The following is a 12,313-nucleotide window of genomic DNA, read 5'->3' as shown; positions in this document are numbered from 1 at the left end:
AGGAGAGCCGATGCTGGGGCACCTGAAACGCTGGCGGGCCGAGCGCTTCGCCGCCCGCCACCCCTTCCCCGAGGCGGCCTGGGCCGAGGCCCGGTCGCGCCTGCCGCTGCTTGCCGCCCTGCCCGAGGCGCAGGCCGCTTCGCTTGGGCAGCGCGCCTGGCAGTTTCTCCACGCCAAGCGCCTGAGCCTGCACCCGACGCTTGCCGAGTCCACCCCCTTCGACCTGCCTGCCCAGCTGGCTCTCGCCGCCCAGGCCTGCCTGCTGACCCTGGGCTGGAGCGACGAGGAGCACCGGGAGGCCTTCGCCAACGTCCACGAGGTGCTGATCCTGCCCGACGCCTTCCAGCGCCAGGTGGAGGAGATGGACGAGTTCGGCGTGATGCACGAGTACGTGGACGAGCGCGCCGGCGAGACCTCCCACCAGGGGCCGGTGGTGGTGGCCTTCCCCGACCTGATGGAGAGCGGCGACTTCTCGGGCTTCAACGTGCTGATCCACGAGTTCGCCCACAAGCTCGACATGGGCAACTCCCTGGACGTGGACGGCTTCCCGCCGCTGCCCGCCGACATCGATCCGCGGGAGTGGCATCGGGTCTTCATGGGCGTCTGGGAAAACCTCCAGGCGCATCTCGAGCGCGGCGACCCCACGCCCATCGACGACTACGCCGCCACCCACCCCGGCGAGTGCTTCGCGGTCTGCTGCGAGGCCTTCTTCACCGCCCCGGACCTGCTCCACGACGCCTATCCGGCGCTCTATGCGCTGCTCGGCCGCTACTTCGGCCAGGACCCCCTGGCCCGGCTACCCGCGCTTGCCGAGGAGCGCCCGGCGCCGCAACACCACGAGCGGCACTGAGCGCCCCCGCTAAGCGGGCAGCGCGGCGACGCGACGCGGCAGCTCCCGCTGCAGCAGCTCGACGAAGGCGCGCAGGCGCGCCGGCACATGGCGGCGCTGGGGATAGACGGCATGGAAGTCGGCGCGCACCCCCCGCCAGCCGGGCAGCAGCTCGACCAGCTCGCCCCGGGCCAGCCACTCATGCACGTCCCACCAGGAGCGCAGCATGACGCCGTGGCCGTCCAGCGCCAGGCCCACGATCACCTCGCCGTCGTTGCTGGCCAGCGGCCCCGCCACCTTCACGGCCTGCTCGGCCCCGCCATCGCGACGGCGAAAGCGCCACACCGCATAGTCGCTGTCGTTCTCGCGCAGCACCAGGCAGGGGTGGGCCGAAAGGTCCGCCGGGGTCTCCAGCGGTGGCATGCTCACCACATAGCGGGGCGAGGCACACAGCACCCGGCGGTTGGCCAGGACATGCCGGGCCACCAGCCGCGAGTCGGGCGGCTCCCCCACCCGGATGCCGATATCCACCCCCTGCTCGCCCGGGGTCAGCGGGAAATTGGAGAGCTCAAGCGATGCCTCCACCCCCGGGTGGCGGGCGCAGAAGTGCGACAGCAGCGGGGCCACGTGGCGGCGCCCGAAGCCGAAGGTGGCATTGATCTTGAGCGGGCCCGAGAGCTCGGCCCGCTGCGCCCCCAGCGCCTCCTCCAGCTCGACCAGCTCCTCGAGGATCGCCGCCCCGCGCACCAGATAGCGCTCCCCTTCCGGGGTCAGGGTCAGGCGGCGGGTGGTGCGGCTGGCCAGGGTCACTCCCAGGCGCGCCTCCAGCTGCTTGAGCCGCTTGCTCACCGCCGAGAGCGACAGGCCAAGCTCCCGGGCCGTGGCCGTGAGGCTGCCGGCCTGGGCCAGGCGCTGGAAGAAGGCCAGGTCATCGAGCTGGGCCACCGAACTCTCCACTTTTTCTCAACAATGGCTTGCATTCTAGCCCGATTATCGACAGCCATGGGAGGGCTAGACTGTGGGGGTTCGTTCCTCCCCCCGGAAATCGATGGAGCCCGACATGACCCACAGAATCGCCGTGATCCCCGGTGACGGCATCGGCAAGGAAGTGATGCCCGAGGGGCTGCGCGCCCTCGAGGCCGCCGCCAGCCGCTTCGGCATCGCCCTGGAGCTTGCGCACTTCGACTTCGCCAGCTGCGACTACTACGCCGAGCACGGCAAGATGTTGCCCGACGACTGGTTCGAGACCCTGAAGGACTTCGATGCCATCCTCTACGGCGCGGTGGGCTGGCCGGCCACCGTGCCGGACCATGTCTCGCTGTGGGGCTCGCTGCTGCAGTTCCGTCGCCGCTTCGACCAGTACATCAACCTGCGCCCCTGCCGGCTGCTGCCCGGCATCAAGAGCCCCCTGGCGGACCGCAAGCCCGGCGACATCGACTTCTACGTGGTGCGCGAGAACACCGAGGGGGAGTACTCCAGCGTCGGCGGCAAAATGTTCGAGGGCACCGAGCGCGAGGTGGTGATCCAGGAGACGGTGATGACCCGCCACGGCACCGACCGGGTGCTGAAGTTCGCCTATGAGCTGGCCGCCTCGCGCCCGCGGAAGAAGCTCACCTCGGCCACCAAGTCCAACGGCATCGCCATCACCATGCCCTGGTGGGACGAGCGGGTGGCCGAGATGGGCAAGCGCTATCCGGACGTGACCGTGGACCAGTTCCATATCGACATCCTCACCGCCAACTTCGTGATGCACCCCGACTGGTTCGACGTGGTGGTGGCCAGCAACCTGTTCGGCGACATCCTCTCCGACCTGGGCCCCGCCTGCACCGGCACCATCGGCGTGGCCCCCTCGGCCAACATCAACCCCGAGGGCACCTTCCCGAGCCTCTTCGAGCCGGTCCACGGCAGCGCCCCGGATATCGCGGGCAAGGGCATCGCCAATCCCATCGGCCAGATCTGGTCCGGCGCCATGATGCTCGAGCACCTGGGGCACAAGGAGGCCTCGGACGCCATCGTCAGCGCCTTCGAGGCGGTGCTGGCCGAGGGCGACAGGAGCGTGCTCACTCCCGACGTGGGCGGCAGCGGCACCACCGAGAGCCTGGGCCGGGCCATCGCGGCACGCCTCGAGAGCTGAGCCTGCCCGAGCGTCATCAGCCCAGGCGCCATGCCCCTTCGAGGATACGCACCCTGTCGGCGGCCAGGTTGTCGCGCAGGTTGCGCCCCATCTCGGCGAACTCCTCGCCGAAGATCAGCGCCGGCCCCGGAAGAGCCCGGGCCGGCGCCTCCCCCGCCTCGCGGCGGCCGTGCTTCTGGCGCCAGGCAAGGGCTTCGTCGGTCACATCCCGCACGCAGAGCGGCTCGAAGCCCGCCGCGGCAAGGCTCGCCTCGAGGGTCTCGCGGCGCTGCAGGTGGCTGGTCGCCGCCGTGCGCGCCCAGGGCACCGGCAGCGCCAGCGGTTCGGGACTGTCGCCGGCCACCACCTCATGCAGCAGCACCCGGCCGTCGGGCGCCAGCAGGCGACGCCACTCCGCCAGCACCCCGGGCACGTCCGGCATGTTCATCAGCGCATGCTGGCACCAGATGACGTCGAAGGCGCCATCCGCCAGCGGGGTGCGAACGGCATCGGCGCACAGGAAGCGGGTATGGCCCGACAGCCCCGTGGCCGCGCTGAGCCATTCGGCCACCGCGATGAAGGCGGCGGTGATATCGACGCCGACCACCTCGCAGCCGAACTCGTCGGCGAGCAGGCGGCTGGCCCCGCCGGTGCCGCAGCCCACGTCCAGCACCCGCTGCCCGGCCCAGAGCTCGCCCAACACCGCCAGGGAACGGCTGGCGGCCCGCCCGCCCAGGTGCAGCTGGTCGATCCCGGCGATCTCGTCCAGGGTCAGGGCGTCCGGGTCGCACCCGGCGGCGCGGAAGGCCGCCTGAAGACGCACCAGCAGGCTTTCCTCGCCCCCGGCGGCGAGGGCATCATAGTGCTCATTGAGTACGCGGGCATCGTGATCACGGGCGTGGTCGGGCATGGCGGCCTCCTGGCGCGGGTCGGGCGGCCAGTCTAGCCTGGCTCCGCGCCCTGCCCCATCCTGCCAAGGTCACAGCCGATCGCCGCCGGCACCACGACAAGGAGTCACCCCATGCCATTCCCCTCTCGCCCTGCCCCCCTCGGCGCCAGCGCCCTGCTGCTGGCCGGCTGCACCGGCATCCCCAGGGGCACCGAGCCGGTCACCGGCTTCGAGCTCGACCGCTACCTGGGCCAGTGGTACGAGATCGCGCGACTCGACCACTCCTTCGAGCGCGGGCTGGACTGCGTCACCACCGACTACTCGCTGCGCGACGACGGCGGGGTGCGGGTGCTCAACCGCGGCGTGAAGCTCGCCGAGGGCGAGGTCAGCGAGGCGGAGGGGCGCGCCTACTTCATCGGCGACGAGGACGTGGGCCGGCTCAAGGTGAGCTTCTTCGGCCCCTTCTACGGCGGCTACAACGTGCTGGCCCTGGACGACGACTACCAGTGGTCGCTGGTGGCCGGCCCGGACCGCGACTACCTGTGGATCCTCGCCCGCACCCCGACCCTGCCGGAGGCCACCTACCGCGATCTGGTGGAGCGCGCCGAGGCGCTGGCCTTCCCGGTGGAGGAGCTGATCGAGGTGGAGCAGGGCGAGGCCTGCGACCCCTGGCGCGAGGAGGCCCGATAGCGTGTCCCGTCACGACATGTCCCCGTCCCCGGGGCTCGCGAGCTGGCTCGAGGCCAGCATCGAGGAGGCAGATTTTCCCGAGCAGGGCCGGCTCCCCGGCGGCCACTTCCGCTGTCTCGGCCACGGAATGCTGGCGCTTGAGCCCGACAGGCCCGGGCCGGCGGCGCGGGCCGGCGTGCTCTCGGTGGGCGTGCACGGCAACGAGACCGCCCCCATGGAGCTGCTCGCGGCGCTGCTCGCCCGCCTGGCCGCCGGCGAACTCGTGCTCGGCGCGCCGGTGCTGCTGCTGCTCGGCAACCCCGAGGCGACCCACCAGGGGGTGCGCTACGTGGGCACCAACCTCAACCGCCTCTTCCGCCGGGAGCTCGACGAGCAGGGCATGGAGCCCGACCGGGCGCGGGAGCTGATGGCCGCGGTGGACGCCTTCTTCACCCGGCACGAGACGCTGCCACGGCTGCACTACGACCTGCACACCGCCATCCGCGACAGCCGCTACCCCCGCTTCGTGGTCAGCCCCTATACCGAGCGCACCGCGGTCACCGCCGAGCAGTGGCGCTGGCTCGCCGCCGCCGGCATCCAGGCGGTGCTCCACCAGCACCGCCACAGCTGGACCTTCTCCCACTACAGCAAGCACTATCATGGCGCCCAGGCCTTCACCCTGGAGCTGGGCCGCGCCCTGCCCTTCGGGCACAATGACCTGGCACCGCTGGCGCCCATGGGCGTGCTGCTGGCGGCGCTGCTCGAGGGGCGCGAGCCCCCCGCGGCAGCGCCCGAGCGCATGGCCTTCTTCCGGGTCGCGCATGAGCTGATGCGGGAGTCCGCGGCGTTTCGACTGGCCTTCCCCGACGATACGCCCAACTTCACGGCCTTCCCGCCGGGCACCCTGCTCGCCGAGGATGGCCAGGCCGGCGAGACCCGGGTCGGCGAGGCACCGCTGGCCGTGGTCTTTCCCAACGCCGGAGTGGAGATCGGCGCCCGCGCCGCCCTGCTGGTGCACCCCGAGCCACCGCCGTCGGGTTGAGGCCGGCGGCCCGCCGAGGCCCCGGGAAGCATCGGCAGCAGAAAAACCCTTATAACAACCACAACGGGAGGGTAAAATCTTGCCCCTTTGCCGATCAGCACTGGACCCGCGCCGCATCCCATCTCGCCCTCTCACACCACTCGGAGGGCGGATGCGCCGCTGGCATCGCCCCTGCCAAGCGCCGCTTACCCACGGCGTGTCGCCGCGGCGACCCTGACCCGGAGCCCATACCATGGCCGAAACCCCGATTCCGCTGGAAGTCCGCAACATCAAGAAGCGCTTCGGCGATACCGAAGTGCTCAAGGGGCTCTCGCTCTCTGCCCACAAGGGCGACGTGATCACCCTGATCGGAGCCTCCGGCTCCGGCAAGAGCACCTTCCTGCGCTGCATGAACCTGCTCGAGCAGCCCGACGAGGGCGACCTGATCGTCCACGGCGAGGAGATCCGCTTCAGGCAGACCCGCCACGGCCGCGAGCCCGCCGACTGGAAGCAGGTGGTACGCATGCGGGCCAAGCTCTCCATGGTCTTCCAGGGCTTCAACCTCTGGGCCCACATGACCCTGCTCGAGAACATCATCGAGGCCCCGGTGCATGTGCTCGGCAAGCCGAAGAAGGAGGCCATCGAGCAGGCCCGCGCGCTGCTCGAGCGGGTGGGCCTGACCGCCCGCGCCGACGCCTACCCGGCCCAGATGTCCGGCGGCCAGCAGCAGCGCGGCGCCATCGCCCGGGCGCTGGCCATGGACCCGGAGGTGATGCTGTTCGACGAGCCCACCTCGGCGCTGGACCCGGAGCTGGTCGGCGACGTGCTCAAGGTGATGCGCGAACTCGCCGACGAGGGGCGCACCATGATCGTGGTGACCCACGAGATGGGCTTCGCCCGGGACGTCTCCAGCCAGGTGATCTACCTGCACCAGGGGCTGGTCGAGGAGGCGGGTCCGCCGGACCAGGTGCTGGGCAACCCGCAATCACCGCGCCTGAAGCAGTTCCTGGCCCCCAAGTACTGAGCGGGAGAGCACTATGCTGGATCTTCATGGCTACGGCCCACGGCTGCTGGAAGGCGCCGGCGTCACCCTGCAGCTGGCGGTGCTGTCGCTGGCGCTGGCCATCCTGCTGGGACTGGCGACCGCCAGCGCCAGGATGTCTCGCAGCTGGCTGCTGAACCGCCTCGCCACCCTCTACACCACGGTGATCCGCGGCGTGCCGGACCTGGTGCTGATGCTGCTGCTCTTCTTCGGCGGCCAGATGGCGCTCAACGTGGTCACCGATGCCCTCTACGACCGCACCGGGCTGGACTGGTACGTCAACCTCAACGCCTTTGCCGCCGGGGTGATCACCATCGGTTTCATCTTCGGCGCCTACATGGGCGAGACCTTCCGCGGCGCCTTCCTGGCCGTCGACGAGGGCCAGATCGAAGCCGGTAAAGCCTACGGCATGAGCAACTGGCTGGTGTTCCGGCGCATCCGTTTTCCACTGATGATGCGCCACGCCCTGCCCGGCCTCTCCAACAACTGGCTGGTGCTTCTCAAGACCACCGCGCTGGTCTCGGTGATCGGTCTCTCCGACATGGTGCGGGTCGCCGCCGAGGCGTCCCGGGCCACCCATGAGCCGTTCGTGTTCCTGATCCCGGTGGCGCTGATCTATCTGGCCATCGCCAGCGTCTCGGAGTGGCTCTTCGCGCGCCTGCAGAAACGCTACAACGTCGGCTTCGGAGGGCACTGACATGGAACTCATTACCTGGTTCACCGAGCTGCTCGACGGCAACCTGATCTTCACCCCGCGGACCCTCGGCTACTATTGGGACGGCCTGGTGACCACCACCCAACTGGTGTTCCTGTCGCTGCTCGCCGGGCTGGTGCTGGCCGTGCCGCTGGCCATCGGGCGCAGCTCGCGCCACCGCTGGATCAGCCTACCCATCTACGCCTATACCTATGTGTTTCGCGGCACCCCGCTGCTGATCCAGCTCTACATCATCTACTACGGCGTGGTGTTCGTGGACGGCATTCAGGAGACGATCTTCTGGCCACTGCTGCGCGAGGCCTTCTACCCGGCACTGATCGCTTTCACCCTCAACACCGCGGCCTATACCACCGAGATCTTTCGCGGCGCGATCAAGGCCACGTCGCGTGGCGAGATCGAGGCGGCCCGCGCCTACGGCATGTCCAATGCGCTGATGATGCGGCGGATCGTGCTGCCCAGTGCCTTTCGTCGCGCGCTGCCAGCGTACGGCAACGAAGTCATTTTCATGCTCCATGCCAGCGCCATCGCCAGCGTCGTCACGCTAATGGACCTGACCGGCGCCGCGCGCTTCGTCTATGCGCGTTTCTACGCACCCTTCGAGGCCTTCCTGTTCGTGGCGGCGATCTATTTGTGCCTGACCTTCGCCATCCTGTACTTCTTCCGCTTCCTCGAAAAGCGGCTGCTGGCGCATCTCAGGCCGGCGTGACGACGGATCGATACCCGCCGTCAAACAAGCGTTGGGAAACTGGCCTGGCAAGGCCGGTTTCCCTCTTCCGGCCCATCGCAAGCTGCGCTAATGTAGCCGTGTTCTCACCCTAGGGTGACCCCGACAACAACAGGGAAATGCATCATGAAAAAACTGCTCACCATCTCGCTCCTCGGCGCCGCACTGGTCGCCGGCACCGCCCAGGCACGTGACTACGATCACGTTCGCTTCGGCGTCGACGTGCCCTACGAGCCGATGCAGTACCGCACCCCGGACGGCGAGCTGACCGGCTTCGATATCGACCTCGGCAACGCGCTATGCGAAGAGATCGGTATCACCTGCGAGTGGATCGTTCAGGAGTGGGACGGCATCATCCCCGGGCTGATGTCGCGCAACTATGACGCCATCATGTCGTCGATGACCATCAACGACGAGCGCCGCCAGACCGTGCTGTTCTCCGACCCCTACTTCACCCCGCCGTCAGCCTGGTTCGCCCCGGCAGACAGCGAGCTCGAAGACGCCACCGAGGAGAGCCTCGACGGCAAGACCATCGGCGTGCAGCGCGGCACCCTGCAGGACAACTACGCCACCGACATGTTCGGCAGCGTGGCCAGCGTCAGCCGCTACTCCACCGCCGACGACATGGTGCTGGACATGCAGGCGGGCCGCCTGGACATCGTGTTCCTCGACTACCCGGTGGGCAAGTCGACCCTGCTCGACAGCGAGAGCCGCGACTACAAGGTGGTCGGCGAGATGATCACCGAGCCCCAGGAGTACTTCGGCGACGGCTTCGGCATCGCCTTCCGCCAGCGTGACGAGGCGCTCGCCGAGCGCTTCAACGAGGCCCTGGCGACGCTGCAAGACGACGGCACCTACGACGAGATCTACGAGCGCTACTTCGGCGACGACGAGTAATCCCGTCCTGCGCTCCCGGCCCTGCCGGGAGCGCTTCCATCTGGCTACATGCAACGCGCTTGCCCCGGCAAGCACGGCGCCCTATGGCCAAGCGTCACAACAATAAGGACTTCCTCATGTACCGCTATCTTGGCATCACCCTGCTCGGCGCCGCCCTGGTCGCCGGCAGTGCCCAGGCCCGCGACAGCTACGACCACGTGCGCTTCGGCGTCGACGTACCCTACGAGCCAATGCAGTACCGCACCCCGGACGGCGGGCTGACCGGCTTCGACATCGATCTCGGCAACGCCCTGTGCGAGCAGATGGGCATCACCTGCGAATGGATCGAACAGCAGTGGGACGGCATCATTCCCGGGCTGATGGCGCGCAACTACGACGCCATCATGTCGTCGATGACCATCAACGAGGAACGCCGCGAGCAAGTGCTGTTCTCCGATGCCTACCTGACCGTACCGTCGGCCTGGTTCGCCCCGCAGGACAGCGACATCGAGACCGCCGACGAGCAGACCCTCGACGGCCTGACCCTTGGCGTGCAGCGCGGCACCCTGCAGGACAGCTACGCCACCGACTTCTACGGCGACGTGGCCAATGTGCGCCGCTACGCTACCGCCGACGACATGCTGCTGGACATGGAGTCGGGGCGTCTCGACCTAGTGTTTGTCAACTACCCGGTGGGCAAGACCACCCTGCTCGACAGCGAGCGCGCCGACTACCGCGTGGTCGGCGAGATGATTCGCGAGCCTTACGAGTACTTCGGTGACGGCATCGCCATCGCCTTCCGCCCCCGCGACGAGGCCCTCGCCGAGCGCTTCAACGACGCGCTGGCCGAGCTCCAGGAAGACGGCACTTACGACGAGATCCACGACCGCTACTTCAGCGAATAAGCCGGCTCGCCGCGCCTGTTCAAACGCTCCCGCCACACGGCGAGGCCGCTTGACAGGCGCGGCCCGATCGCGCATGTTTTCGTGGTGGTTCCGACACCCGCAGAGGTCCACTTCCTATGACCATCCATCCCAGGATCGTCCCGGCAATTTTCGTTGAGAGCTTCTATCTCAGCGAATGGTTCGACGAATAGCCCTCCCCCGGCCAGCCCTGGCCACTCGGCACTCTGGTGCCCGATACCGCAATGCATGGCGATGATACGTCCTTGGCCCACCGCCGAGGCGTGAAGCAGTCGCGATGACAGCGGACCCCCTTATTGCTATCAACAATCACAAGCTGCCACCGTGCGGCGACCTAGGCTCTGTCTGAAAAGTCGACGAGCGATGGTCAGACAAGGCAAAAATCGGTGAAAAGACGGAGTTTACGGGTTGTAAATGAGTACTTTGAGCAGATTTTTAACGCCGTATGGCCGAGCGCAGGCAGTTTTCGGACAAAGCCTAGACCCATGGAGATTCCCATGCATTATTCCACGCTATTGCTGAGCGCTGCGCTCGGCGCCACCCTGATCACCGGCACCGCCCAGGCCCGCGACTATGACGAGGTTCGCCTCGGCGTCGATATTCCCTACGAACCCTTCATGTACCGCCAGGCCGACGGCGAACTGACCGGCTTCGAGATCGAACTCGGCGAGGCGGTCTGCGCCTATCTCGACATTTCCTGCACCTGGGTCGAGCAGGACTGGGACGGCATCATCCCTGGCCTTCTCGCACGCAACTACGACGCCATCATGTCGTCGATGGCGATCACCGAGGAGCGCGCCCAGCGGGTGCTGTTCTCCGAGCCCTACTACACCACCCCCAGCGCCTGGATCACCACCCACGAGCATGACATCGATATCGACGACCGCGACAGCCTGGCCGGTCTGACGGTGGGCGTGCAGCGCGCTACCCTGCAGGACAACTACGTCACCGAGCTGTACGGCGACCTGCTCGACATTCGCCGCTATACCGGCGTCGACGACGTGGTCACCGACCTGCGCGCCGGGCGCCTCGACCTCACCTTCATGGACTACCCGATCGCCGAGTCGGCCATCGAGATCGACACCGACGGCAGCGACTTCCAGCGCATCAGCGACTTCATCAAGGAGCCCGAGCATATCTTCGGCCAGGGCGTCGGCGTCGCCTTCCGCCCTCGCGACGAGGCCCTGGCCGAGCGCTTCAACGAGGCCCTGGCGGCACTCAAGGAGGACGGCACCTATGATGAGATCATGCAGCGTTACTTCAGCTACGACGTAAAACTTTAACGTCACTTGGGCCCTGCAACGTCGACCCATGGCCGGCGTTGCAGGTTACCTGCCACTCAGAGAACTGCCATGCTGACACTGCTCAAGAACGCAAATCTCTATGCCCCCGAGCCGCTGGGGCTCTGCCACCTGCTGATCGCCGACCGACGCATCGCCGCAATCAGCGCGGCACAAGAGACGCCCCCCGTTGAGGGCACCGCCGTCGAGGTAATCGATCTTGGCGGTCGCCGGGTGATTCCCGGCCTGGTCGACCCGCTGGTGCACATCACCGGCGGTGGCGGCGAGGGCGGCTTCGGCACCCGCACCGCGGAGTTGACCCATGGCGATGCCCTCGCCTCCGGCGTCACCACCCTGGTGGCGGCGCTGGGCACCGACGCCCTGACCCGCAACCCCGCCAACCTGATCGGCAAGGCCCGCGAACTGACGGCCGCCGGCCTCAGCGTCTACGCCTACACCGGCTCCTATCAGCTGCCGCCGGTGACCCTGACCGGTTCGGTGGCCAGCGATATTCTCTACATCCCCGAGTTCATCGGTGTCGGCGAAGTGGCGATCAGCGACCACCGAGGCTCGCAGCCTACCGCCCAGGAGCTGACCCGGCTGGCCTCGGAGGCGCGCACCGCCGGCCTGCTGGCCGGCAAGGCGGGGGTCGTGTTCATTCATACCGGTGATGCGCCAAGCCATCTGGAGCCGCTACGCGAAGTTGCCCGCAGCAGCGCCATCCCGCTGTCGCAGTTCTACCCCACCCATATCAACCGCACCGCCGCGCTGTTCGAGGACGGCCTGCGCTTTGCCCGCGAGGGTGGGCGTATCGACTTCACCACCAGTACCACCGACGAGCTGCTGGCCGGCGGCGAAGTGGCCGCCTCGGAGGCCGTGGCTCGCGCTCGTCACGCCCGCGTCGACCTGGCCCGGGTCAGCCTCTCCTCTGACGCCAACGCCTCGCTGCCGCAGTTCGATGCCGAGCGCCGCTTCGTGGGCCTCGAGCCCGGCCGCCTGGCCAGCCTGTTCGAGGTACTCGGCGAGTGCGTCACCCACCACGATATCCCTTTGGAGCAAGCCCTGCCCTGCGCCGCCACCAACGCCGCCGAGGCACTCAAGCTGCCGCACAAGGGCCGCCTGGCGGCGGGTGCCGACGCCGACCTGCTGGTGCTCGCAAACGGCGGCTGGGCCATCGACGAAGTGTGGGCACTGGGCCGCCGGGTGTATCGGCGCGATTGAGCCGTCCAGCG

At 68.2% G+C, this 12,313-nt stretch carries 13 protein-coding genes; 11 read left to right on the top strand and 2 right to left on the bottom strand.

The genetic code is table 11. The features are described from left to right. Positions 1–10: 10 nt before the first annotated feature. Positions 11–850 (top strand): M90 family metallopeptidase, encoded by an 840-nt coding sequence (locus B6N23_RS13490; protein ID WP_305499791.1) that lies wholly within the window; start codon positions 11–13, stop codon positions 848–850. A 9-nt stretch (positions 851–859) separates the two neighbouring features. On the opposite strand, the gene B6N23_RS13485 is transcribed toward B6N23_RS13490, so the two are convergent. Continuing rightward, positions 860–1,774: a LysR family transcriptional regulator gene (locus B6N23_RS13485; protein WP_305499789.1), complete on the bottom strand. Its 915-nt coding sequence runs from the start codon at positions 1,772–1,774 to the stop codon at positions 860–862. 115 nt (positions 1,775–1,889) lie between these two features. On the opposite strand from B6N23_RS13485, the gene B6N23_RS13480 reads away from it, so the two are divergent. Further along, positions 1,890–2,963 carry a tartrate dehydrogenase gene (locus B6N23_RS13480; RefSeq protein WP_305499787.1) on the top strand — a complete coding sequence of 358 codons (1,074 nt, stop codon included), beginning with the start codon at positions 1,890–1,892 and terminating at the stop codon, positions 2,961–2,963. 16 nt (positions 2,964–2,979) lie between these two features. Here B6N23_RS13480 and B6N23_RS13475 read toward each other — a convergent pair whose 3' ends face one another. Continuing rightward, positions 2,980–3,852 (bottom strand): class I SAM-dependent methyltransferase, encoded by an 873-nt coding sequence (locus tag B6N23_RS13475; protein ID WP_305499785.1) that lies wholly within the window; start codon positions 3,850–3,852, stop codon positions 2,980–2,982. Between the two features lie 111 nt (positions 3,853–3,963). On the opposite strand from B6N23_RS13475, the gene B6N23_RS13470 reads away from it, so the two are divergent. The 9 genes from B6N23_RS13470 to iadA all read left to right on the top strand — a co-directional run bounded on the left by B6N23_RS13470 (position 3,964) and on the right by iadA (position 12,302). After that, complete coding sequence (locus tag B6N23_RS13470) at positions 3,964–4,521, top strand: lipocalin family protein (protein ID WP_305499782.1); 558 nt, start codon at positions 3,964–3,966, stop codon at positions 4,519–4,521. A 16-nt stretch (positions 4,522–4,537) separates the two neighbouring features. Then, positions 4,538–5,542, top strand: coding sequence for a succinylglutamate desuccinylase (locus B6N23_RS13465; protein WP_169959635.1), 1,005 nt, complete (start codon positions 4,538–4,540; stop codon positions 5,540–5,542). A 232-nt stretch (positions 5,543–5,774) separates the two neighbouring features. After that, a complete protein-coding gene (locus B6N23_RS13460) occupies positions 5,775–6,545 on the top strand; it encodes an ABC transporter ATP-binding protein (protein WP_119021424.1) in 771 nt (256 codons plus the stop codon). A 13-nt stretch (positions 6,546–6,558) separates the two neighbouring features. Next, positions 6,559–7,260: an ABC transporter permease gene (locus B6N23_RS13455; RefSeq protein ID WP_305499779.1), complete on the top strand. Its 702-nt coding sequence runs from the start codon at positions 6,559–6,561 to the stop codon at positions 7,258–7,260. 1 nt (position 7,261) lies between these two features. Beyond that, positions 7,262–7,984, top strand: a complete 723-nt coding sequence (locus B6N23_RS13450; protein WP_305499777.1) for an ABC transporter permease — start codon at positions 7,262–7,264, stop codon at positions 7,982–7,984. Between the two features lie 144 nt (positions 7,985–8,128). Then, positions 8,129–8,899: a transporter substrate-binding domain-containing protein gene (locus B6N23_RS13445; RefSeq protein WP_305499775.1), complete on the top strand. Its 771-nt coding sequence runs from the start codon at positions 8,129–8,131 to the stop codon at positions 8,897–8,899. Between the two features lie 116 nt (positions 8,900–9,015). Beyond that, the gene (locus tag B6N23_RS13440) at positions 9,016–9,783 is read left to right on the top strand and encodes a transporter substrate-binding domain-containing protein (RefSeq protein WP_305499773.1); all 768 of its coding nucleotides are present in this window, start codon (positions 9,016–9,018) and stop codon (positions 9,781–9,783) included. 515 nt (positions 9,784–10,298) lie between these two features. Further along, positions 10,299–11,084, top strand: a complete 786-nt coding sequence (locus B6N23_RS13435) for a transporter substrate-binding domain-containing protein (RefSeq protein ID WP_305499771.1) — start codon at positions 10,299–10,301, stop codon at positions 11,082–11,084. A gap of 69 nt (positions 11,085–11,153) precedes the next feature. Next, the gene (gene iadA, locus B6N23_RS13430; protein WP_305499768.1) at positions 11,154–12,302 is read left to right on the top strand and encodes a beta-aspartyl-peptidase; all 1,149 of its coding nucleotides are present in this window, start codon (positions 11,154–11,156) and stop codon (positions 12,300–12,302) included. Positions 12,303–12,313 lie beyond the last annotated feature (11 nt).

Source organism: Halomonas alkalicola (genome assembly GCF_030704205.1).
Lineage (GTDB): Bacteria > Pseudomonadota > Gammaproteobacteria > Pseudomonadales > Halomonadaceae > Halomonas > Halomonas alkalicola.
This window is presented reverse-complemented; position numbering and strand designations above follow the sequence as displayed.

Coding starts and splice junctions, on each gene's coding strand:
- B6N23_RS13490 (WP_305499791.1), top strand. CDS start 11: ATGCTGGGGCACCTGAAACGCTGGCGGGCCGAGCGCTTCGCCGCCCGC.
- B6N23_RS13480 (WP_305499787.1), top strand. CDS start 1,890: ATGACCCACAGAATCGCCGTGATCCCCGGTGACGGCATCGGCAAGGAA.
- B6N23_RS13475 (WP_305499785.1), bottom strand. CDS start 3,852: ATGCCCGACCACGCCCGTGATCACGATGCCCGCGTACTCAATGAGCAC.
- B6N23_RS13470 (WP_305499782.1), top strand. CDS start 3,964: ATGCCATTCCCCTCTCGCCCTGCCCCCCTCGGCGCCAGCGCCCTGCTG.
- B6N23_RS13465 (WP_169959635.1), top strand. CDS start 4,538: ATGTCCCCGTCCCCGGGGCTCGCGAGCTGGCTCGAGGCCAGCATCGAG.
- B6N23_RS13460 (WP_119021424.1), top strand. CDS start 5,775: ATGGCCGAAACCCCGATTCCGCTGGAAGTCCGCAACATCAAGAAGCGC.
- B6N23_RS13455 (WP_305499779.1), top strand. CDS start 6,559: ATGCTGGATCTTCATGGCTACGGCCCACGGCTGCTGGAAGGCGCCGGC.
- B6N23_RS13450 (WP_305499777.1), top strand. CDS start 7,262: ATGGAACTCATTACCTGGTTCACCGAGCTGCTCGACGGCAACCTGATC.
- B6N23_RS13445 (WP_305499775.1), top strand. CDS start 8,129: ATGAAAAAACTGCTCACCATCTCGCTCCTCGGCGCCGCACTGGTCGCC.
- B6N23_RS13440 (WP_305499773.1), top strand. CDS start 9,016: ATGTACCGCTATCTTGGCATCACCCTGCTCGGCGCCGCCCTGGTCGCC.
- B6N23_RS13435 (WP_305499771.1), top strand. CDS start 10,299: ATGCATTATTCCACGCTATTGCTGAGCGCTGCGCTCGGCGCCACCCTG.
- iadA (WP_305499768.1), top strand. CDS start 11,154: ATGCTGACACTGCTCAAGAACGCAAATCTCTATGCCCCCGAGCCGCTG.